The sequence below is a fragment of the Chitinophaga sp. SVR4-12A genome (assembly GCF_056754765.1).
Map to the genome: position 1 here is coordinate 2,837,842 of NZ_JBPGWP010000001.1, position 23,362 is coordinate 2,861,203.

At 47.9% G+C, this 23,362-nt stretch carries 19 protein-coding genes and 1 tRNA gene; 12 read left to right on the plus strand and 8 right to left on the minus strand.

Going from position 1 to position 23,362, the window contains the following annotated elements; translation table 11 throughout:
- Positions 1 to 64: 64 nt before the first annotated feature.
- Entirely contained in the window at positions 65 to 487 is a 423-nt protein-coding gene (locus ACR9Y8_RS11390; RefSeq protein ID WP_481216223.1) for an alpha/beta hydrolase family protein, read from the plus strand.
- A gap of 1,476 nt (positions 488 to 1,963) precedes the next feature.
- On the opposite strand, the gene ACR9Y8_RS11395 is transcribed toward ACR9Y8_RS11390, so the two are convergent.
- The 3 genes from ACR9Y8_RS11395 to ACR9Y8_RS11405 form a co-directional block, all read right to left on the minus strand.
- On the minus strand, positions 1,964 to 2,323 hold the full coding sequence (locus ACR9Y8_RS11395; RefSeq protein WP_481213389.1) for a TlpA family protein disulfide reductase: 360 nt from the start codon (positions 2,321 to 2,323) through the stop codon (positions 1,964 to 1,966).
- A gap of 185 nt (positions 2,324 to 2,508) precedes the next feature.
- Positions 2,509 to 2,949 (minus strand): MauE/DoxX family redox-associated membrane protein, encoded by a 441-nt coding sequence (locus ACR9Y8_RS11400; protein ID WP_481213390.1) that lies wholly within the window; start codon positions 2,947 to 2,949, stop codon positions 2,509 to 2,511.
- A gap of 267 nt (positions 2,950 to 3,216) precedes the next feature.
- The gene (locus ACR9Y8_RS11405; protein ID WP_481213391.1) at positions 3,217 to 3,441 is read right to left on the minus strand and encodes a hypothetical protein; all 225 of its coding nucleotides are present in this window, start codon (positions 3,439 to 3,441) and stop codon (positions 3,217 to 3,219) included.
- 682 nt (positions 3,442 to 4,123) lie between these two features.
- Between ACR9Y8_RS11405 and ACR9Y8_RS11410 the strand changes: the two genes are divergently transcribed.
- Positions 4,124 to 4,564 (plus strand): hypothetical protein, encoded by a 441-nt coding sequence (locus ACR9Y8_RS11410; RefSeq protein ID WP_481213392.1) that lies wholly within the window; start codon positions 4,124 to 4,126, stop codon positions 4,562 to 4,564.
- A 116-nt stretch (positions 4,565 to 4,680) separates the two neighbouring features.
- Here the strand turns inward: ACR9Y8_RS11410 and ACR9Y8_RS11415 are convergent.
- A tRNA-Gln gene (locus ACR9Y8_RS11415) sits at positions 4,681 to 4,751 on the minus strand.
- Between the two features lie 110 nt (positions 4,752 to 4,861).
- On the opposite strand from ACR9Y8_RS11415, the gene ACR9Y8_RS11420 reads away from it, so the two are divergent.
- From ACR9Y8_RS11420 to ACR9Y8_RS11450, 7 genes are all read left to right on the plus strand, one after another.
- Positions 4,862 to 6,037, plus strand: coding sequence for a sensor histidine kinase (locus tag ACR9Y8_RS11420; protein ID WP_481213393.1), 1,176 nt, complete (start codon positions 4,862 to 4,864; stop codon positions 6,035 to 6,037).
- Positions 6,038 to 6,051: 14 nt separating this feature from the next.
- Positions 6,052 to 6,450, plus strand: coding sequence for a response regulator (locus ACR9Y8_RS11425; RefSeq protein WP_481213394.1), 399 nt, complete (start codon positions 6,052 to 6,054; stop codon positions 6,448 to 6,450).
- Positions 6,451 to 6,462: 12 nt separating this feature from the next.
- Positions 6,463 to 7,788: a GntP family permease gene (locus ACR9Y8_RS11430; protein ID WP_481213395.1), complete on the plus strand. Its 1,326-nt coding sequence runs from the start codon at positions 6,463 to 6,465 to the stop codon at positions 7,786 to 7,788.
- Positions 7,789 to 7,958: 170 nt separating this feature from the next.
- Complete coding sequence (locus ACR9Y8_RS11435; protein WP_481213396.1) at positions 7,959 to 9,716, plus strand: ABC transporter ATP-binding protein; 1,758 nt, start codon at positions 7,959 to 7,961, stop codon at positions 9,714 to 9,716.
- Positions 9,697 to 11,460 (plus strand): ABC transporter ATP-binding protein, encoded by a 1,764-nt coding sequence (locus ACR9Y8_RS11440; protein ID WP_481213397.1) that lies wholly within the window; start codon positions 9,697 to 9,699, stop codon positions 11,458 to 11,460. The genes ACR9Y8_RS11435 and ACR9Y8_RS11440 overlap by 20 nt, the downstream gene beginning before the upstream one ends.
- 81 nt (positions 11,461 to 11,541) lie before the next feature.
- On the plus strand, positions 11,542 to 13,125 hold the full coding sequence (locus ACR9Y8_RS11445) for a sensor histidine kinase (protein ID WP_481213398.1): 1,584 nt from the start codon (positions 11,542 to 11,544) through the stop codon (positions 13,123 to 13,125).
- A gap of 126 nt (positions 13,126 to 13,251) precedes the next feature.
- Entirely contained in the window at positions 13,252 to 13,419 is a 168-nt protein-coding gene (locus ACR9Y8_RS11450) for a hypothetical protein (protein WP_481213399.1), read from the plus strand.
- A gap of 6 nt (positions 13,420 to 13,425) precedes the next feature.
- Here the strand turns inward: ACR9Y8_RS11450 and ACR9Y8_RS11455 are convergent, their stop codons facing one another.
- From ACR9Y8_RS11455 to ACR9Y8_RS11470, 4 genes are all read right to left on the minus strand, one after another.
- Positions 13,426 to 14,280 carry an AraC family transcriptional regulator gene (locus ACR9Y8_RS11455; RefSeq protein ID WP_481213400.1) on the minus strand — a complete coding sequence of 285 codons (855 nt, stop codon included), beginning with the start codon at positions 14,278 to 14,280 and terminating at the stop codon, positions 13,426 to 13,428.
- A gap of 101 nt (positions 14,281 to 14,381) precedes the next feature.
- Positions 14,382 to 15,374, minus strand: a complete 993-nt coding sequence (locus tag ACR9Y8_RS11460) for an alpha/beta hydrolase (RefSeq protein ID WP_481213401.1) — start codon at positions 15,372 to 15,374, stop codon at positions 14,382 to 14,384.
- Between the two features lie 227 nt (positions 15,375 to 15,601).
- Positions 15,602 to 16,150 (minus strand): carboxymuconolactone decarboxylase family protein, encoded by a 549-nt coding sequence (locus tag ACR9Y8_RS11465; RefSeq protein ID WP_481213402.1) that lies wholly within the window; start codon positions 16,148 to 16,150, stop codon positions 15,602 to 15,604.
- Positions 16,151 to 16,257: 107 nt separating this feature from the next.
- The gene (locus tag ACR9Y8_RS11470) at positions 16,258 to 17,106 is read right to left on the minus strand and encodes an AraC family transcriptional regulator (protein WP_481213403.1); all 849 of its coding nucleotides are present in this window, start codon (positions 17,104 to 17,106) and stop codon (positions 16,258 to 16,260) included.
- A 222-nt stretch (positions 17,107 to 17,328) separates the two neighbouring features.
- Here ACR9Y8_RS11470 and ACR9Y8_RS11475 point away from each other — a divergent pair, with 222 nt between their 5' ends.
- The 3 genes from ACR9Y8_RS11475 (at position 17,329) to ACR9Y8_RS11485 (ending at position 23,245) form a co-directional block, all read left to right on the plus strand.
- Positions 17,329 to 19,533: an outer membrane protein assembly factor BamB family protein gene (locus ACR9Y8_RS11475; protein WP_481213404.1), complete on the plus strand. Its 2,205-nt coding sequence runs from the start codon at positions 17,329 to 17,331 to the stop codon at positions 19,531 to 19,533.
- Between the two features lie 207 nt (positions 19,534 to 19,740).
- Complete coding sequence (locus ACR9Y8_RS11480) at positions 19,741 to 20,874, plus strand: acetate/propionate family kinase (protein WP_481213405.1); 1,134 nt, start codon at positions 19,741 to 19,743, stop codon at positions 20,872 to 20,874.
- A gap of 10 nt (positions 20,875 to 20,884) precedes the next feature.
- Positions 20,885 to 23,245, plus strand: a complete 2,361-nt coding sequence (locus tag ACR9Y8_RS11485; RefSeq protein WP_481213406.1) for a phosphoketolase family protein — start codon at positions 20,885 to 20,887, stop codon at positions 23,243 to 23,245.
- Positions 23,246 to 23,362: the final 117 nt, after the last annotated feature.

Here is a 23,362-nt window from a genome sequence, read left to right on the forward strand (position 1 = left end):
GCAGGATCCTTGAATGGACGAAGGGCTGGATGGGAGACAAGATGTTGAGTACGCTCAAACGAGAATGGCAGTTTCCCTATGGGACGATCTGAAAAGATATATTGATAATTCTCCACTTTTCGGAGGACCGTCTGTCACAACTCCGTTGCTAATTATGCATAACAAAAAAGACGGAAGAGTACCATGGACTCAAGGCGTAGAGTTCTTCACTGCACTCCGAAGCCTGGCAAAGCCGGTATGGATGTTACAATATGATAATGGAGACCATGGGTTGATTTATAGCGACATTGACAAATTCGATTACACTATTAGAGTAAATCAATTTTTTGACCATTATCTCAAAGGAAAAGTTGCACCAAAATGGATGACCAAAGGGCTGCCGGCTAATTTAAAGCAAGTAGAAAATGGGTTAGAACTCGACTCTAGTGACTTTTGTCATAAAAACTGTAAAATTTGCAATAAGACAACTGACACCTCAACATTGTAGCAATTCAACGTATATGTCTCATTATTACTATTACCAGATTACTATGATTGCCTTATACCGTAAAAACGGTTTCATATATATTCATAAATTACATGAATAAATATTGCGTAAGTCATCGTACCAAAATGGTCCGGTGATCTTACGTTGTCCTCTCAATCATTTCTGAAAACGGTAGTTATTATATACGGATGACACGGATCACTAGGTTGGGCACCGACACGGCGCTCCTTGATCGTTCCATCAAACAGACCACCTGGATTTATTGTCTGAATCCCACTGGATTTATTATACCTCAAAGGATGTCCAGGAGGGGGGATCTGGCAAGTCTGGGTTTGAGGTTGGCAGAAAAGGAGATTGGGATTGCTCCTAGTAACGGCCAATGCGCTACCAACAATTGCAAAAGCTGCGATTGCAGAAAATGTAAATCTCGAAGCTTTCATCTTATTAAATTTGATTTAACAATATAGCCTACTCGTTTGAAGGTTTTCGGCTTCCCCTTATTAATTATTGGGAGCATCAGCATAAGACGAAGCAGGTTGGTATACTCTGCGCCCTATCATAAAGCTGGGTTTATGAAGTTCTCTGTTGGTCTTTATGTGCCTTTAAGAGTAAACATTAAGAGCCACAAGATCCATTTGGACCCTGTGGCTCTTTAGCATTAACCCTCTCAGTCATTTCTGAAAACGGTAGTTGTTGTATACGGATGGCACGGATCAGTAGGTTGAGTACCGCAGGCTGCCGCTCCAATGGTTCCATCAAACAGACCACTGGATTTGTTGCCGAATCCCAGTTGTTTTATTATACCTCAACGGATGTCCAGGAGGCGGAATTTGACAGGTCTGGCTTTGAGGTTGACAGTAAAGGAGATTCGGATTGCTCCTAGTAACGGCCAATGCGCTACCAACAACTGCAAACACTGCAATTGCAGAAAATGCTAATCTTGAAGCTTTCATTTTACTAAAATTTGAATTAACAAATGCTGCCTACTCTTTTGAAGGTTTTCGGCTTGTCCTTATTAATAATTGTCAGGGTGATCAGATCTACAATCTAATACGATATATCAGTTAATCATATATATACACAATCGGAGCGGTATAAGGATGACACATGTCGGTTGGCAAAGAACCGCAAGGCGCATTTATAACTCCTTCGTATAAATTTCCGGGATCGCTTACTGGAACGCCAACACTTTTGTGATAACGTAATCCTGGAGGCGGCAACCTACATGTATTCGTAGAGACATTACAATACAATAGGTTGGGTGTACCTATTTTAAAAGCAAGTGAAGTAATAATGATAGCTACTACTGCCATAACAGAAACTATAAGCTTTTTCCTCTCATTTGATTAAATTTTACTATACATTATTCGCTCCAACATAGTCTTGTCATTCATTTGATGCGGCTGTTTTCTTGAGGCCTCTAATTCTATAGAAGTCGATGAATTCGAACAAAATGCAACGTCATTATTGTCTGATTCAGTTATCATTTATACAACTCTTAACAACCTGACTTAATTTTGTTGACGAAATTTTTCCAACATATGCAGATAAAAGCACTTTATTCCTATCAAATACCGCTGTGAATGGCACTCCGGGAATTTTAAAGCTGCTAACGACGACATATCCGGTATCAATACCTACTATCAGATTATTATAATTATTGAGTTTAAATTCATCTGAAAAATTTTTTACGGAGGGAACATCTGCCGAGGTTAACAAAAGAATTTGCTCATCTTTAAAATAATTAATATTGCTCAAAATATCACTTAATTGCAGCTCTACAATACGGGCAAGTGGGGCTATAGTAGAACAAAATTGTGTTTCTGTGAGGATCAAGATTCGACGAACTAATATGCGTCAAACCATTCTGCATTAAAATTTCGAATACCGGCAATGGCTTACCCTCCAATCCAGTTGCATACGGTCGATTCTCGGTATGCGCACAGGACATCATTATAACAGGAAACAGAATGATCAACATCAGCCTTTTAAGTTCATGTTGTTTTAACATATTGCCTTCCCTAGACATTAATCTTTTTGTATCTCTTTTCATCTCTAAGTTTATTATAATACCACAATGATAGAATACCTAATACAATAAAGACAGAATTAAAAATCAAATGTCCGCCCCACGATAGTTCTTGTAATATTCCACCACATGAGCATGGGAGATCATCATAATAAGTCATCATATATACGATATATAACGTGAACACAGACATCAATCCTGTTACAATCCTCAACCCAATAGTCCTATATTGCGGGATAAATATTAACAGGGCAATTACCGTTTCTACGAGAGGCAACAACCAGACAACAATACCCGAAAACGGCTTCAATAAAGGCATCATAGCCATTTGTTCTTTTGTGACATTATAATCGAGAAGTTTTGATATTGCTGTATATAACAGCATACAAACATACAGCAATGAAATAGCTTCTGAAATAAACTTACGGCTCATAAATTTTACTTGTTGAGATATAAACAAACCAGTTCTGGCCGCCCCCTCCCTTTCCGGAAGCAGGCCTATCCTAAAACAAATTGATATTGACTACGAAGCTGTCATTTGAGTTGTAATGCATAATGCCAAGTTATAGTAAACATTAGCATTGTTTTTTTTTGTCATTATAAGAAATAGAAGTCTACTAGGATCTCGCAGCTACAAATCGACAATTCTATCTATCCCGTAGGGTATGACAGAGCTCTATAAGTAGTAAAACACAGCGAATTATGTTACATCTCCTGCAGTTAAATCTGATAAAGCCTGCATAACCAACTCTTTTATCATATCACCTAAAACAAACCCAGTTTCCAGGCTACTTCCTTTAAACCTTCTCATTTCATTGATGGAATTATACATCTCAGGCGTAATCTCTCCTTTTGCCAGTGAGATTAAAGGAGACCTTTCCTCATCAGGCAATAGAAGTGGAACAGATGTTATTGGATCTGCCATGGTTATTTATTTAAATAGTTATTCTGAGTCGCCGGTACTCAACAAACTGAATGAACAGCATTGAAACCGGCAATGTCTTCAAAGCACTAAGCCGCTGCTGGCTTGTGTTATTTTTGAGGGTATTGATGTACCATAGTCAGTAAAGAGATTGTTTGTGGTTAAGGGTTATGTCAATACAAATGCTGCGATATGGATAGTATTGTAAATTCCGTTTTTCATATCTGAGTTGGTATTTACTTCCTTTAATTCGTTTCACTTCAACAAATGTCAGGTAAAGAATTCAAATGGTTGTTATCATTTGGGATAAATTTTATGGTCATTTCGGACCATCTTCCGCAAAATGGCCTCATATCATGTTTTATTTCCTGTATATCTTCTTATTGTACTGATCCAATACATCCCAAATCCAGGATTCGTTGTTAGCAAATGAACATTTTTTTACTATTCTGAATTGCGAAATAAAATCTTGTACAGGGCTGCACGATGATCTTCAATGATCTTGGCGGCGGAATTCAAAATGATTTACACAGATATTGTATCCTCCCCGTACAGCCATTGGCTGATCAATATGCCTAAGCTGCCTTCTTCTACCTGGAGATGAAAATTTTTATAATTTAGAGCCACACTATTCATCTATGACGAAAACCACACACCCCGTTTTTGTTAAAGGCATCATTCCTCGATGATCGGTGTTTTCATCCTGTCTGTCTTCCTTTACCTGAGAGCAGATAAAGACAAAACCTCCTTCGATAAAATAAGCGGACAGCTTATCTATCTTGAACACTCATATAAAGACTTTCCTAACCGGAATAAAAACAAGTACCGATACCTCGCCCTTAACAATTATCCAAAAGTCTTTGAGGTTTTCGTGGGCAAGGACGCAGGCGACTTTAAACCAAAATTTGAGCAAATAGACCTGCTTAAAAAGGGGGATGAGGTTACCATTTATTTTGATGACCGTGCGGACCATATCAACCGCTTAGCGTATTTTATCGACAGAGGTAACCAGCCCATATTTATAAAAGGCTCCTGGGAGAAAAATGCTGCCTATTTCCTGGCAGGGCTGGCCATTAGCGTGCTGGTATTACTGGTCGCACTAAAACGCCGGGGAAAAATAGCGTGATATAGACGTGGCCGTCCTGATACCGGTGGCATTCTTTACCTGCCATCAGCACAATGTGTTAACCTGAGGCTGAATAAAAAAACCGGAACCTGCTAAAGCAAATTCCGGTTTTCCTGTTGCCCGACCTGGATTCGAACCAAGACAAACAGAGTCAGAGTCTGTCGTACTACCGTTATACTATCGGGCATTTTCCCATTTCGGGACCGCAAATGTAGAATATTTTTCAAAAAAACCCAATAAATCTTTTTAATTTCCACTAAATGCGAGTGTGGTAGAATAATTGATATATGAACCTATATGAAACAGGAGAATCTACAGGACATCCAAAGCATCAGCACCTATGAGCGATACCGGCTACTGGTAGAACAGGTTAAAGACTACGCAATTTTCATGCTCGACGGAAAAGGTCACGTCATCAGCTGGAACGAAGGGGCAAAAAGAATTAAAGGATACACGGCAGACGAAATTATCGGCAAACACTTCTCCACCTTCTACCCACAGGAGGACAAAGACAATGGCAAACCCCAGATGGAGCTGCGGGTGGTAAGGGAAGTAGGAAAATTCGAAGACGAAGGCTGGAGGGTCAGAAAAGATGGTACCCAGTTCTGGGCCAACGTGGTGATCACCGCCGTTTATAACGACCAGCAACAGCTGATCGGGTTCTCCAAAGTGACGAGAGACCTTACCGAAAGAAAGCAAGCCGAACAGGCCCTGGCAGAAAGCGAAGAACGGTACAGGCTGCTGGCTGCCCAATTGAACAAAACCGTACAGGACCTGGCCGCTGCCAACGAAGAGCTGGAACAGTTCAATTCCATCGTTTCGCACGACCTGCAGGAGCCCCTGCGCACCACCTACAGCTACCTCCTGCTCATACAGCAACATATCCAGCGCACAGACACCCCTCCTGAAATAGCGCACTACATACAACGGGCTATATACTCCAGCATCCGGATGCGGGAGCTGATCATCAGCCTGTTAAATTACGCCATCCTGACCACAGAAGAACAGGCCTTCACCCTGGTGTCTACCAATGAGATCATAGGAGAAACCCTCCTGAACCTGAAACAAAGCATAGAGGAAACAGCTGCCGACATCAAGGTAACACTGGACGTTCCCTTTGTAAAAGGCAATAAACTACGGCTGGTACAGGTGCTGCAAAACCTGGTGGGCAACGCCCTGAAATTCAAAGGCGAGAGAAATCCCAAATTGGTGATCCAGTGCAAGGAAGAAGCCGGGTACTATAAATTCTCCGTAAGGGATAACGGTATCGGCATCTCCGCAGAGCATGCACCCAAAGTATTCGAAGTATTCAAACGTCTGCACACCGGTAACCAATACCCGGGCATGGGTATAGGATTATCCATATCCAAAAAGATCGTCGAAAACCATTCCGGTAAGATATGGCTGGAATCCGCTCCAGGAAGAGGCTCCATTTTTTACTTCACCATTGATAAAAACCTGCCCGTTAAATAGTTATTTTTGCATACATGGAGAAATTAAACATAATGCTGGTGGAAAATGACGAAGATGAGCAACTCTTCATGAAAGAAGGGTTCCTGTCAACTAACCTATTCAATATCATTGCTGTAGCCAGCAGCGGCGATGAAGCCTATGATGTCATCACCGGAGCACAACATCAATTACCCGACCTGATCATCAGCGATCTGAACATGCCCGGCAAAACCGGGCTGGATCTGCTGCAGGACATCAAAAAAGACCCAAAACTATTACACATTCCCGTTATCATCATTTCCACATCTTTTACCAGCACCATTATCAATAAATGCTTGTCATCCGGCGCACACGCTTTTCACACCAAACCACACAGCTTTGTGGAGTATGATAAGTTTGCAGAAAAAATATACCAGGATTGGCAGGCCATCTAGAAAACCTTGCTAATGACCATTGATCTCCTCCAGGTACTGATTGCCCTGCTGGCCGGCATCGCCGCCATCATCCTGCTAACGGCTAAATACCGTGTACACGCGTTCTTTGCACTCTTCCTGGCCTGCTTTATAACAGGCCTCATGGCGCAGCTTTCCATAGCAGATATCATTACTGCTATCAAAGAAGGTTTCGGCAATATCATGCGCTCACTGGGTTTTATCATCGTGCTGGGCACCACCCTGGGAGTATTATTGGAACACACGGGCAGCACCCGCGTAATGGCCTCCTCCATCCTCAAAGTGGTAGGCGAACGCTATGCAGCCATCGCCATGAGCATCACCGGTTTTATAGTGGGACTGCCCATTTTTTGCGATTCGGGCTACATTGTGCTGAGCGGGTTAAACCAGTCCCTCGCCAGGCGCACCGGCATTTCAGTAGTGATCATGTCTGTATCCCTGGCCACCGGCCTGTATTCCGTACACTGCCTGATCCCTCCGCATCCGGGCGCCACAGCCGCCGCAGGGGTCATTGGCGCGGATTTCGGGAAACTGATCCTGACAGGTATCCTGGTAGCGATACCCGCCGCCATCACCGGCAGCTGGTGGGCACACTATGCGGGTAAAAAGATACCCACAGTGGCCGCCGAACAAACCCACACCCTTGCAGAAGGCCCTACCCCACCCGTGTGGATGGCCTTTATGCCCGTAATAGTACCTATTATATTGATCGCCATCGGCGCTTTCACCAATATAGAAACGGCCGGTGGCAGCGCCATGGGCATTTTTCATATACTGGGAGATCCCATCGTGGCACTGTCTATCGGCGTCCTGTTAGCCTTCGCTGGCAGCCGGCAATGGAACCGGAAAACCACCAGCGCCCTCTTAACGGAATCAGCGGAGAAAGCAGGCGGGATCCTGGTGATCATCGGCGCAGGCGGCGCCTTCGGGGCAGTACTGGCCGCCACCAAAGTAGGACAACACGTAAGCGCTGCATTGCCCCTGGGCAGCTTCGGGATCGTATTTCCCTTTCTGCTCACCGCCCTGCTGAAAACAGCACAGGGCTCTTCTACCGTGGCTATTATTACGGCCGCCTCTATTATTCAACCGCTGCTGCCCGCCCTGGGGCTAGACAGCAGCACAGGCAGACTGTTATGTATATTAGCCCTGGGCGCCGGATCAATGACCATCTCGCACGCCAATGACGCCTACTTCTGGGTGATCAGCAAATTCTCCGGCCTGGAAATGCGGACCATGCTCAAAGTGTATTCTATGGCCACCCTTTGGATGGGATTGGTCAGCCTGGCTACCGTGTATATCTTATCCCTGTTCCTGCTGTAGATAAATAACACCATCTTTCAACACAAACTTTACCTGTTCCAGCTCCAGGTAATTTTTGCCGTGTGGAAAAGGCCTACATCTTTCTTATTAAAAAAATTTCTACCTTTTCAAAATATTGACCCGTTATATTCGTCTACTGTAGAAGTACCCTCATATTCTCACAAATCACTATGGAAAAGGCCAACAAATCAAACCATGCACCCGGCAATAAGCCTCCTAAACTGACCTCGCTGATAAAACCTTACCGCAGGCAGATACTGTTGCTTATACTGCTGGCCCTCGTCAGCAACGGGTTAAACCTGGTACTGCCCAAGATCATTGCGCACAGCATTGATGCCTATGGCCGGGGAGAATTACAGTTTCAACCGGTGATCCTTTATTTCTCCGGTGCAGCGCTGCTGATCTTTATCTTCACCTACCTGCAGAACATCGTGCAGGCCTTTGCATCTGAACGGGTAGCCAGGGACCTGCGCACACGGCTGGCCAATAAGATTTCCGAACAAAGTTATGCGGGTATCCAGGAGGCCAATCCCTCCAGGCTGCTCACCAACCTGACGGGTGATGTGGATACGATCAAGCTCTTTGTGGCACAGGCCATTTCCTCTATCGCCGCATCCATGATCCTGATCGTAGGCGCCAGTATATTGCTGTTCACTGTCAAATGGCAGCTGGCGCTGGCCGTGATGGCGATCATCCCCCTGATAGGCGGTACCTTCTTCCTGGTGCTCGGCAAAATGAAAATGTGGTTCGGAAAGATCCGTGAAGTGATAGACTGGCTTAATAAGGTGATCACAGAAAGCATCCTGGGCGCTGCCCTGATCCGCGTGCTGAACGCACAGCAGATGGAATACGAAAAATTTGTAACGGCTAATACCCAGGCCAGGGACATCGGCCTTACCATGATACGGCTTTACGCCATGCTGCTGCCCCTGATCATGCTGATCGCCAATATGGCCGTGGTGACCATCCTGGCGCTGGGCGGACATTATGTGATCAATGGCAGCATGACCCTGGGCGACCTCGCCGCTTTTAATGCGTACCTCACCATCCTGATCTTCCCGGTGATCCTGATAGGGGTGATGAGTAACGTGATCGCACAATCCAGCGCAGCGTATGCAAGAGTTGAGAAAGTATTATCCATGCCCGAACCCGCAGAGGAAGGCACCATAGAAGGCACGCTGCGTGGAGATATTGAAGTGCGGGATCTGAGCCTGCAATTTGATGGAAAGCCGGTGCTGAAAAATATATCCTTCTCCGTTAAAGCAGGATCGAAAACCGCCATCATCGGTCCCACTGCTGCAGGGAAAACACAATTGCTGAATTTACTCACGCACCTGGGAAAACCTAACAGCGGCAGCATTCTCTATGACAATCGCGATATAGCCGCCTATAAACGACATACCCTGCATAGCCAGGTAGGCATCGTTTTCCAGGACAGCATTATCTTCAATATGAGCCTTCGGGAGAATATTGCCTTTAATGACGAGGTAACGGAAGAAGCCATGAACCGCGCGATCACCACCGCTGCATTGTCTGATTTCGTGGCGTCTCTGCCAGAGGAGCTGGACACCGTTGTTTCTGAGCGGGGCACCAGCCTGTCCGGCGGACAAAAGCAGCGTATCATGCTGGCCCGCGCACTGGCCATAGAGCCGAAAGTATTATTGCTGGATGATTTCACCGCCCGTGTAGACAATCAGACAGAACAACAGATCCTGGACAACCTGGCCCGCTACTATCCTGAGCTGACATTGGTGTCCGTTACACAAAAGATAGCTTCCATTGAACAATACGACCAGATCATCCTCCTGATGGAAGGAGAGATCATTGCAACAGGCACCCACCAGGTGCTGATGCAAACCTGCCCTGAATATGTACAGATCTATCAATCACAACGCAGCACCAGTCACTATGAATTACAATCTAAATAATACCGCCAACCCGGCGCAGAAAACCAGCACCCTTGCTGCGCTGAAGAAACTGTTCCAGTTCCTGGCTGCAGAACAAAAAACCCTGGTGATGGCTTTCATCACCATCCTGATCAGCTCGGGGTTGAACCTGACAGGTCCGGTGATCACGGCTTATACCATAGACCACTTTATACAGGATCATCAATATAACAAGGTATTACTGGCCTGCGGTGCGCTGCTGACCATCTACCTCACTGCCTTCGGCGCCAATTACCTGCAGGCAAGGCTGATGGGCAACATCGGGCAGCGAATGCTGTTCAATCTCCGCAATGCGGTATTCAGCAAACTAACGGAATTGCCCGTGGCTTTCTTTAACCAGAACAAAGCAGGCGACCTTATCTCGCGTATCAATAATGATACGGAAAAAGTGAACCAGTTCTTTTCGCAATACCTGATGCAGTTTATCAGCAACATCTTTATGATGACAGGCGCGGGCATCTTTTTGCTGTCACTGCACCCCAGCCTGGGCGCAGCGGCCCTGACGCCTGCACTGGTGCTGTTCATCTTTACGCGAGCCGTTTCGCCCTGGGTACGCCGCAAGAACGCAGCCAACATGAAAAGCACGGGCAGCATGAGCGCAGAGATCCAGGAAAGCCTGAATAATTTTAAAGTGATCCTCGCCTTTAACCGCCGTGACTATTTCAGGAAACGTTTTGAGGAAGTGAACCGCCAGAACTACGCTACCGCTACTGCCGCAGGCATCGCCAACAGTACTTTTATGCCGGTGTTCGGCTTTTGCTCTCAACTGGCGCAGCTGATCGTGCTTACTTATGGCATCTACCTGATAGCCGGCGGTCATCTCACCATCGGTTTGCTGATCAGTTACCTGGCCTATGTGAACAGCTTCTATACGCCGATCCGCCAGCTCTCTGTCCTGTGGGCCAACTTCCAGGTGGCATTAGCGGGTTGGGACAGGATCTCGCAGATACTGACTCTGCAATCAGACCTGCCGGTGATACCCGCTACGGGCAATGGCAATGGTACAGATTCTGTGATGGAGTTCAAACAGGTGCAGTTCCGCTACCCGGACAGTAAACCTGTGCTGCATAATGTAAACTTCAACCTGGAACGCGGTAAAACCTATGCATTGGTGGGCCCTACCGGTGGCGGCAAAACGACGACAGCCTCGCTGATAGCACGGCTATACGATCCTACAGAAGGGCAAGTATTGCTGGAAGGCCGCGACATCCGCTCTTACGATGCGGCAGAACGCAGCAGCAAAATCGGTTTCATCCTGCAGGAACCGTTCCTGTTCACCGGTACAGTAAAAGATAATATCCTCTACGGTAACCCGCAGTATGCGGAATATAGCAATGAACAATTGCTGACAGTGATCCGCGAAGCCAGCCTGGAAAGTCTGCTCAGCAGGTTTGAACAGGGACTGGAAACAAAAGTGACAACCACCGGAGATGCTGTAAGCCTGGGACAAAAACAGCTGATTGCATTTATCAGGGCGGTGTTACGCCGTCCGAAGCTGCTGATCCTGGATGAGGCGACCGCTAATATAGATACCATTACAGAACAGCTGCTGGAAAAGATATTGCAACAGCTGCCTGCAGATACTACAAGAGTGATCATTGCCCACAGGCTCAATACTATTGAGAATGCGGATGAGATCTATTTTGTAAATGCAGGTGAAGTGACCAGGGCAGGATCATTGGATCATGCGGTGAATATGCTGCTGCATGAGAAGCGGGCGAGTTAAGACTTGCAGGAGGGCGTATTTCCAAATCCGGTAAAATACCTTTAAATTTGGTAAAACGCCCCTCATTAGCCGGCAATGGGAATGTCAAAAGAAAAAAAGGAACTGGACTTCCGTAGCGTATTCGAGGCCAGCCCCGCATTACACCTTCTACTGTCCTGCGACCTCATCATTGTGGCCGTCACAGAAGCATACCTTAACGCGACCATGACCAAACGGGAGCAGATCATCGGCAAACATATATTCAGCATCTTCCCCGATAACCCCGATGACGCCACGGCCACCGGCGTACGTAATCTCCATGCCTCCCTGAACAGGGTGCTGGCAGAAAAGCGGCCCGATACCATGCCCTTGCAGAAATACGATGTGCAACGTCCCGAGTCCAAAGGCGGAGGCTTCGAAGAAAAGTACTGGAGCCCCCTGAATACCCCCGTACTGAATGCGGCTGGAGAAGTGGAATACATCATTCACCAGGTGGAAGATGTAACAGCCATGGTGCAGCAGGAAAAGAAACGCGCCGCTCAATCGGAACTGTTTGACTCCCTGCAGGCTTCCGAAAGAAAGTACCTGAAGTATTTCCAGGAAAATGAAGAGCGGTTCCGGCTCCTGGTTGAAAATGTGAAAGATTACGCCATCTATATGTTGGACCCTAAAGGCCGCGTAATGACCTGGAACAAAGGAGCGGAGCGGCTAAAAGGCTACACCGCTGATGAAGTGCTGGGACGGTATAACAGCATCTTCTTTACAGAGGAAGATGTAGAGCGGGATATCCCGGATCATGACCTGCGCATGGTGCAGGAATTCGGCTACTATGAAAGCGAAGGATGGCGGGTGCGCAAAGACGGATCAAAACTCTGGGCAAATGTTATTTTAACGGCGGTACATGATAATGAAGGAAACCTGAGAGGATATGCCAAATTCTGCCAGGATGTGACCGACCGTAAAAAGGCGGAAGACGACATCCGCGCGGCACTCCGGAAAGAAATAGAGCTGGGAGAGATCAAATCGCGGTTTATTTCCCTGGCATCCCACGAGTTCCGCACTCCCCTCGGTGCTATCCTATCCTCAGCCTTCCTGCTGGAAAAGTACCAGGAAGAGCATCCCGACGAGCGTACCCTCAAACACCTGGACCGTATTAAATCCAATGTCAATAACCTGATCCAGATCCTGAACGACTTCCTCTCACTCAGCAAGCTGGAAGAAGGAAAGATAGATTGCGTGCATGAACAGCTGGACCTCCTCCGCTTCTCTGAAGAGATTATCCAGAACCTGCAGGAAAGCGCTAAAAAGGGACAGACCATCCAGCTGGAAGTAAACGGCAAACCCGAAACAGTGTATACAGACGGCAAAATATTGAAGAATGTGCTGAACAACCTGCTCTCCAATGCCATCAAATACTCCGGCGAGGATAGCAATATAGATTTCAGCATACATTACCTGAGAGACCGCATTACCCTGGTGATCCAGGATCATGGCATCGGCATACCGGAAAAAGACCAGGAACATCTCTTCGAAAGGTTCTACCGGGCCTCCAATACCGCCCATACCTCGGGCACCGGCCTTGGGCTTAGCATTGTCAAAAACTATCTCGCCCTGATGAATGGCCAGCTGGAATTCTACAGCAAGGTAAATGAAGGCACCACCTTTATGGTTCACCTTCCAAAATAGGGGCAATGCCTTAGCTTACTCATTCATTCTGAACACATTTCATATACACCATTATTTCTCTATCGCTACTGACATAAGGCTGTCACCAGCCCATTGTTATTTTGTATCAGCGAAAAGAAGTAATATATGACAACGGATAAGCAAACAAAAACACGGGAACTGGTACTGTGGTGCGGCGGCGATGAACCGGGCGTATGGACGGTAGAAAAATATGAGCCGGAGGATGAGATACCCGAAGAAGGCGGTCTTACCCAGGATGACCTGATAGACGTACTTTCATTGTACCTGTTTTAAAACCCGCTACAGATGCTGGCCTCTCCTGAATTCAGCCGGTGTAAAACCGGTGTTCTTCTTGAAGAACAGGTTGAAATTGGGCTGCTCGGAAAAACCGACGCTATAGGCCACGTCCTGCAGAGACCAATCCGTTTGGCGCAGCAGTATCTTACTGGCTTCCAGCAAACGGTTACGTATATGCGTGCTGACATTCTGCCCGGTATGCTTCTTCAGCAGGGCGTTCAGGTGATTGGGATGAAGGGAAAGACTGGCCGCAAACTCTTTGGCCGTTTTGATACGAATAGGAGAAGTATAGTTAATATGAGTAGTTTCTTCTTCGAGCAACTGGAAAAACTCATGCACATGCCTGAACTCCTCAGAAACACTGTCTGGCTCAGGAAAATGCGCCACCCTGGCGCTAGCCACCATCAGCAATTGCAGGTAAGCCTGCATGGCATCGTCCCGGAGCTGGTTGCCCGATAACTCCTCTTCCTGCATATGAGCAAAGAGATCCGTCATCTGCTGCACGGCTCCCACCCCTAAACGGATCACGCTTTTTTTCTTCTCTGTAAATAACCCGTACTTATCTATCGTAGCCTTTAACTGCGGGTGTTCGTTGATGAAAGTCTTTTTAAAGAGACAGTAATAACCGCCTGAAACATCCGCGAGATTCTTCCAGGAGATAATGTCATTAGGATGAATGAACAGGATGGTGGGCTCTTCGATGTAATAAGTGTTCAGGCCCATGGTGAACACCCCTACTCCCTTTGTTACCAGCAGCACCTTATAAAACTCCCGGCGGTTGGGGGATAAATAATTACGACACTCGTGATGTTCCCGGTTAAATACCCTGATGGTCCAGTCTTCTACGTTATCACGCAAAACAGGTATTAAATCGGGAAGATCACGAAGTGTATCAATGGTTTTAATGTCCAAAGTAGTAGCGCCCATGTTGCTGGAAATTGTGCAACAAAGATAAGTAATCAGGCCAGGTACTTCTTCAGTTCAGCTGCTGCATGCACAAATAGTGAACGGGTTGCAGGCAGTTCTGCCAGCGCATTGAGCAAACCGAAGTCGTGGATCATACCGTTGTAACGGATGCTGGTCACTTTCACACCGGCTTCATCCAGTTTGCGGCCGTATGCTTCACCTTCATCACGCAGGATATCGTTCTCTGCTACCTGGATCAAAGTGGGAGGTAAGCCTTTCAACTGCTCTGTAGTGGCTTGCAGCGGTGAATGGTAGATCTCTTTACGCTTAGCAGCATCTGTAGTGTACTGGTCAAACATCCATTTCATGAGCGAAGCGGTTAGGAAGCGGTCTTCTCCAAACTGTTTCCATGATTCACGTTCAGGGTTGTAGTCTGTCACCGGCCACATCATTATTTGCAGCTTGATATCCGGACCGCCTTTAGCTTTTGCCATCAGGGCAGTTACTGCCGTCATGTTACCGCCTACGCTGTTACCTACTACGGCCAGTTTTTTTCCGTCTACATTGATCTCGCTACCGTTCTCTGCCACCCATTTGGTAGCGGCATATATTTCATTGATGGCCTGGGGGTACTGTGCTTCGGGAGATGGCGTATAGTTTACGAACACGCCCGCTGCACCGGAAAGTACTACCAGGTCTCTTACCATGCGTTTGTGGGTGGGATAATCGCCCAGGATCCAGCCGCCACCGTGTATAAAGATGAAGACAGGCAGTGTACCGGTAGCACCTGCGGGGCGTACAATATTCAGCTTAACGGTGTAACCGTCTGCAGTGATGGTCTTTTCAGATTCTTCAATACCGGAGAGGTCAACTTTAACAGCAGCCTGCGCGCCTACGAGTACGTTGCGGGCGTCTTCTTTGGACAAACTTTCTACAGGTGCGCCGCCTGTATTCAACAGTTTGAGGAAAGCCTTGGTGCCGGAGTCAAGGTGGGGATCTTCTGACCAATTTACAACGGTGCTGGGTTTTAATGTGGCTGTACTCATGATTAAAAATTTTAAAGGGTGATGCTTAGTGCATATCGAGTTGCAAGATGCTTATGTAATCTACGCCGAACAATGTATATGTGAGGGAATTAATTGTATAAATTATCGGAGGCTAGTGGTCAGTCGTAAGTCGTCAGTCGTAAGTCGTCAGTCGTTAGTGATCTAAGCGAAGATATAAACAATTCGTGCAATCACTAACGACTTACGACTAATGACTTACGACTTTATTATGCTTTAACAGTTTCCAAAGCAGGAACAGCAGGAAAATCAACCGGTATCTTAGTGGCTCCGAACAGGTAGTTCGTAAAGGTCTTATCAGCAATGACCGTGATCACGTCTACCAGGTTCTCGTCGGTATAACCGGCGGCATAGAAGGCATCCAGCAATGCGGCATCGGGTTTACCTTTTGTTTCCACGAAATTGATGGACAATTTCGCCAGGATATCGTATTTGCTGTCGAAAGAAACGGCGCCGCTGCGGATCTCCAGGATCTGTTCGTCGTTAAATCCATTCAGTTTGGCGATGGCGGTGTGAGCAGCGGTACAGTATTCACAACCATTAGCCTGGCTTACTGCCAGATTGATCACTTCTTTTTCTTTTGCCTTCAGGGAAGTTTTTGCATTCGCGAGGGCGAGATAAGTAGCGAGGCCGTTTTCAGACAGCGCCATGGTGGCATAGAGGTTAGGCACTTTGCCGAGTTTCTTGCTCAGGGTGTCGAAGATCTGCTGGTTAGCGGCTGATACGGTTTCTCTGGTGGGTACTGTGATCGTTTTCATTTTATATCGTTTTTTATTTTTTCGCTGTCGTTATTGACGATGTAAAATTGCAACGATTTTAGTCCCCTGAGAATAGACAGATTTCCCGAAGAGTTGGCGTTTTTTCCCTAAGCCCTGGTTTGGAGTGTTTTTTTGAAGTCGGAAGGGCTCATCTCCGTCTGGTTCTTAAAGAAGCGGCTAAAGTGGGCGGCATCCTCAAAACCCAGGTCCAGCGCTATTTCTTTGGCTGATTTGTCTGTATAATGAAAGAGGCGCTTGGCTTCCAGGACCAGCCGGTCCTGGATCACCTGCAGGGGCGAACGCTCATTGTACAAGGCAAAGAGATTAGACAGCGTTTTGGGCGATTTATTCAGCTGGTTGGCATAGTACTGCACCTGGTGCTGTTGCTTATAGTGATCCTCTACCAGCAGGTTAAAATGACGGATAATATCCAGTTTTCCGTTATTCAGCTTTGTCTGGTCTACATGCTGTTTCTTGCCCAGGCGGGTGATCTTGATGATCAGCCTTACGAGGAGGGCCCGTAGCATAGTGGCCTGGATCTCGTCCGCATCCTGCAGCTCGTCTTTGAACATTTCCAGGAGCAGCTCCATTTTATGCTGGTCTTGCTCATCCAGGCCGATAAACAGCGCCCCGGAGGAGAAGATGAAGCCCACGCAGCTCACTTCCTTGTCGTGGTCTATAATGCAATAAAAATCCCGGTTAAATTGCCAGGCCACGATATCTTCCGGCTTTTCAAAGCGGAAGGACTGGTTGATCAGCAGGGGCAGGATACTGTTGGCCGGGAACTGATAGCTCACTTCATCGATCACTACCTGCTGTTCCGGCCCGGTATTCCAGGCAATGGTGAGGTATTTGTTGTGTTGGTCGCGGGTAAAGAACTGCCGGTCGAATGCCGCTTCCTTTTCTACCAGTAATAATTCGCCGCCGGTGGCCGGGTCTTTGAAAAATAATTTCATTTTCTAGTGCTTAATGCTGAAAGCTCAATGCCGAATGCCATTGCCGTAAGCCTGTAGCTTTCGGAGTCGAGCGCAATTTAGCTAATATTATTTTCCCTCTCTTCTCCTTGTGTTCTCCTTGTCTTCTCCTTGTGTTCTCCTTGCAATATCGTGGCCCCAGGCGATTTTGTTAAAATACTATCACAGGATCATTATATTTATCCTCTTGAAATGTCACCACGTATGAAGCTACTATTTGCCGGTTGCGCCTTGTTCTTATGCATGACAGCCTGCCGGAACCACGTTAAAGGGCCCGATTACAGCGGATGGAAAACCTATGCAGGATCAAAGGATGGTATCCGCTATTCTTCCAACGACCAGCTTAACACCGGCAATGTGGCCGGCTTACAGGTAGCCTGGACCTACAGCTCGCAGGACAAAGACACCGGCAATCATTCCCAGAACCAGTGTAACCCCATTATGGTAGACGGCGTTTTGTACGGCGTTACGCCCCGGGTGAAACTATTTGCCCTGGACGCCGCCACCGGCGCCCTGAAATGGCTGTTTGACCCTGCCACCCTTGAACCAGATACCGTGGAACAAGACCCTTTCGCCTTCTTTAAAGTAAGCAGGGGCGTGATGTACTGGCAGAATGAAGAGGGTACGGATAAAAGGATCCTGTACAGCGCAGGCGCGAAATTATACGCTATCAACGCTGCCAATGGACAAGCTATAAAAAGCTTTGGCGACAAGGGCGCTATTTTGCTGGATATGGATCTTGACCGGGATACTGCTACCTATAATAAATTTATCGCCGCTACCACCCCCGGCATCATCTATAAAGACCTTATTATCACTGGTATGCGGGTAGCTGAATCGGCCGACGCGGCGCCCGGCCATATCAGGGCTTTTGATGTACGAACCGGTAAACGGGCCTGGATCTTCCACACCATTCCACAGCCAGGAGAAATAGGCTATGATACCTGGGAGGATAAGGAGGCCTGGAAGAAATTTGGCGGCGCCAACAGCTGGGCAGGCATGTCGCTCGATGAGGAAAGAGGCATCCTGTATGTGCCCACCGGCTCTATCGGCGGTGATTTTTACGGCGGCATACGAAAAGGGCAGAACCTCTTCGGCAATTCACTGATTGCGCTGGATGCCGCCACGGGTAAATATCGCTGGCATTACCAGTTCATTCACCACGACCTCTGGGACCGCGACCTGGCTGCTAATCCCAACCTGGTGACCATAGAGCGGGACGGTAAAAAGATCGATGCAGTAGCACAGATCACCAAGCACGGGTACATTTTTGTATTTGACCGTACCAATGGCCAACCCGTGTTCCCGATCAGGGAAATGCCCGTACCCGCTTCTGACCTGCCGGGGGAGAAGCCCTGGCCTACACAGCCCATTCCCGAACTGCCGGAACCTTTTGCAAGGCAGCATTTTGATTCCAGCCAGGTATGGGGCCTCACGCCGGAAAAGCAAAGCGCGTTGATGGAGAAGTTCCGCCAGGTAAAATATAACCCCCCTTTCACTCCTCCCAGCAAATCGGGCGTATGGATCTTTCCCGGCTTTGATGGCGGCGGAGAATGGGGCGGTTCTGCAGTAGATCCTGAAACCGGGATCCTCTACGTGAACAGCTGTGAGCTGCCCTGGTCATTAACCATGATAGATGTACCTGCAAACAATGATCATGATCTTTCCATTAAAGGCGTGGGTAAGACAGTATACGGCAAATATTGCATGTCGTGCCATGGTACAGAACTAAAGGGCAATGGCAGCTCCTACCCTTCGCTGGTTGAATTGCATAAAAAATATACACCTGAACAGGTACAGGATATTATTGAGCATGGCAAGAATATGATGCCTGCCTTCACACAGTTAGAGCCGAACGAAAAACAGGCCCTGCTGGCCTTCCTGATGCACCTGGAAGATAAAGAGCCGGCTGCTAAGGCAGTGAGCAGTATGCAACGGGCAGCAGGCAGTAATGAAAAGAAGAGTATACTGGATGAAGTGCCTTATACCATGACAGGCTATAACCGTTTCCTGGACAGCGACGGCTACCCCGGCATCAAACCACCCTGGGGCACACTCAATGCTGTTGACCTTAACACCGGTAAACTGTTATGGAAAGTACCGCTGGGCGAGTACAGCGAATTGAGTAAAAAAGGCATTCCCCCTACCGGTACCGAAAATTATGGTGGTCCGCTGGTAACAAAAGGTGGACTGGTATTTATTGCCGCTACTAAAGACGAAAAGATCAGGGCCTTTGACAAAGCCAGCGGGAAAGTATTGTGGGAAGCGCCCTTGCCCGCTGCCGGATATGCCACCCCTGCCACTTATGTTGTAAACGGCCGGCAGTATGTAGTGATTGCATGCGGAGGTGGAAAGATCGGCAGTAAGTCTGGCGATAGCTACGTAGCATTTGCATTACCGGAGAAGTGATCATGCTTACTCCCATATTTTTACTGTTTACTATCACCAGGAACAAAATCGTTCCAGAAAACTTATTAACGGGTATCCACCTGTAGCTGCTGCATTTCATCATCAATATGTAGCCTTCGTTATACAATGCAGCTTTGAAAAGATCAGGCCGTTTTACTTTAGTGTCGTATAACTAACAGGCATATTTTTTGGCCTCTCCCAGTTGTCATGAAAGCAACTACACCTGTTATACTAACTGTCAACTGTGGGTCTTCCAGCCTGAAGTATGGTCTGTTCAGCCAGGCAGACATGCCAACACAACTACATAGCGGCCAGATCCGTGATATAGGAAAATTGCCTGTTAAAGACATGGAAGCAGCCGTGGATCAACTGATTGCCCTGCTGAATGAACGCTTTGGCGACTACGAGATCATCGCCATCGGTCATAGAATGGTGCAGGGAGGACTGGCGCATACTGCGCCGGAGAAAGTAACAGATCATTTGCTGTCCTCACTCAGCGAACTGATCTCACTGGCGCCGGATCACCTGCCCGCAGAACTGGCCGCCATCCGCGCTTTTGCACAGGTATTTCCACAAGCTACGCAGGTGGTTTGTTTTGATACCGCCTTTCATCAGCACATGCCATTTGTTGCACGGCATTATGCCCTGCCCCGCCGGTTGTGGGAACAAGGTCTCGTACGCTATGGATTTCATGGGCTGTCTTACGAGTATATCATGCAACAGCTGCAGCAAACAGCGCCGGAAACGGTTGACGGCAGGATCATCATCGCCCACCTGGGAAACGGGGCGAGCATGACGGCTGTTCATAAAGGCCGCAGTGTAGATACTACCATGGGATTAACGCCCGCCGGCGGGCTGGTAATGAGCACGCGACCCGGAGATATGGACCCTGGCGTGATATTATACCTGCTGAAAGAACAAAAGCTGAATACGGATGAATTGAGTGATCTGCTGAATAAACAGGCAGGATTAAAAGCACTATCCGGTAAAGAGTCCGATATCGAAAACCTGCTGGAAGCCGCAGCTGAGCATCCTCATGCGGCAGAAGCGATCGATCTTTTTTGTTACCAGGCAAGAAAATACATAGGGGCGTTGGCGGCAGCCATGGGCGGACTGGACACTTTCATCTTTACCGGCGGTATTGGAGAACATGCACCGGAGATCCGTCAACAGATCTGTGAAGGACTGGAATTCCTGGGTATGCATATTGATACAACACAGAATGAGCAAGCCGCAGCAGTTATATCTGCCAGCGGCAGCGCCGTTACTATACGGGTGATACCGACCAGTGAAGAGCAGATGATCGCGCAACATACCCGGCAATGCCTGCAAGGACACTAAACTAACAATTATGGCTATACTATCAGAAGAGAAGCTGCAATCAATAGACAGATACTGGCGGGCTGCCAATTACCTGGCGGCCGCGCAGCTCTATCTGCAGGATAATCCTTTGCTGAAAGAGCCTTTGCGGCCCGAGCATATCAAGCCACGCCTGCTGGGGCACTGGGGCACCTGTCCGGGACTGAACCTGATCTACGTGCATTTAAACCGGCTGATCACCGCGAAAGATGCCAATATCATGTTCATCTGCGGGCCGGGCCATGGCGCGCCTGCCATACTGGCCAACAGTTACCTGGAAGGTACTTTCTCGGAAGTATATCCTGATATTACGCCTGATGAAAAAGGTATGCGCTTATTCTTCCGGCAGTTCTCTTCTCCGGGTGGTATACCCAGCCACGTTAGTCCGCACACACCCGGCTCCATTCATGAAGGCGGTGAGCTGGGATATTCATTGGCACATGCCTTTGGCGCCGTATTCGATAACCCGGGCCTGATAGCCGCCTGTGTGGTGGGCGACGGCGAAGCGGAGACCGGCCCCTTATCAGGCAGCTGGAAATCCATCAAATTCCTGAATCCTTCCAGGGACGGTGCGGTATTACCTATCTTACATTTGAACGGTTATAAGATCTCGGGGCCTACGGTGATGGCGCGTATGACAGATGAAGCGCTGGCCTCGCTTTTCCGCGGACATGGGTACGAGCCCATATTTGTAGCGGGCGATGATCCCATGTTAGTGCATTTTCTCATGGCACACGCGCTGAATAAAGCATATACCGCTATCAGGGATATACAATCCCTTACCAGGAAGCAGAAGGATGCCATTCATACCTGGCTGCCATGGCCGGTGATCATCCTACGCACACCCAAAGGATGGACCTGCCCTAAAGAATGGCAGGGACAACCCCTGGAAGGCAGCTTCCGCGCTCACCAGGTGCCCATCATGCACGTAAAGGAAAACAAGGAGGCGCTGGCATTACTGGAACAATGGCTGCGCAGCTATCGTCCCGAAGAGCTGTTTGACAAACAGGGACGGTTGATACAGGAGCTAAGAGACCTTGCCCCTCATGGACGGCAGCGCATGAGCGCCAACCAGCACGCCAATGGCGGACTGCTGCTGCGGGACCTTCAGTTACCAGATTACAGGGACTATGCCGTACCCGTTGAATCGCCCGGTGTAAGCACGGCAGAAAGCACCGCACAGCTGGGAAAATTCCTGCGGGATATCTTTACGCTGAATGAGTCGGAAAAGAACTTCCGTTTGTTTTGCCCGGATGAAACACATTCCAACCGCCTGCAGGCGGTTTTTGAAGCTACCAGCCGCTGTTCCGTAGAACCTATACTGGGCACGGATGAACATTTGTCGCCTACCGGCCGGGTAATGGAAGTGCTCAGCGAACACCTCTGCCAAGGCTGGCTGGAAGGCTACCTGCTTACGGGCAGGCATGGCATCTTTCCCTGCTATGAAGCTTTCATTACGATCATCGACTCCATGTTCAACCAGCACGCCAAGTGGCTGAAGATCTGCCATGAACTGCCCTGGCGCGCGGAACTTGCATCGCTCAATTACCTCCTTACCTCGCACAGCTGGCGCCAGGACCATAATGGCTACAGCCACCAGGGGCCCGGCTTCATTGATACCGTAGCCAACAAAAAAAGCGCTGTGGTCCGCATTTACCTGCCGCCGGATGCCAATTGTCTTTTATCTGTGATGGATCACTGCTTTCGTACCCGCAACTATGTGAACGTAGTTGTTGCCGGTAAACAGCCCGAATTGCAGTGGCTCGATATTGCGAGTGCAGAAACGCATTGCGCACAGGGCGCTTCTGTATGGGAATGGGCGAGTAACGATAAAGGTTATACGACAGATGTAGTATTGGCATGTGCAGGCGATGTGCCCACGCTGGAAACAGTAGCCGCTGCCTGGCTTTTACGTAAACACCTGCCGGAATTGAAAGTAAGGGTAGTGAATATAGTCAGCCTCATGTCATTATCTCCCAAAGCGTATCACCCGCATGGTTTGGAAGATACCCTCTTTACACAGCTCTTTACAGATGAAGCGCCTGTTATCTTTGCCTTTCATGGCTATGTGCGCATTATCCACGACCTTGTACACGGGCGGCCGCAGCCTACCCGTTTTCATGTGCGGGGTTTTATGGAAGAAGGCACTACCACCACACCTTTCGATATGGTGGTGCTGAACAACATGAGCCGTTATCAGCTGGCGCTCGAAGCCATACGCCGCGTGGAGCGGATACACGAACAGGCTGGGCCTGCAGTACAGTACTTTGAATCACAGTTGAAAAAACATCCTGTTTATATTAAGGAGCATTTGGAAGATATGCCGGAAGTAAAGCACTGGAAGTGGGAATAAAAACTATGGGTGTAAGGCGTCCTGGCCATTGTTTGAATTATACAATTATACGTTTGAAAGCTGCAACAGCCGGACCCTTTTGCTGCTCTAATTTTGTTGCTACAAAACACAAAATTT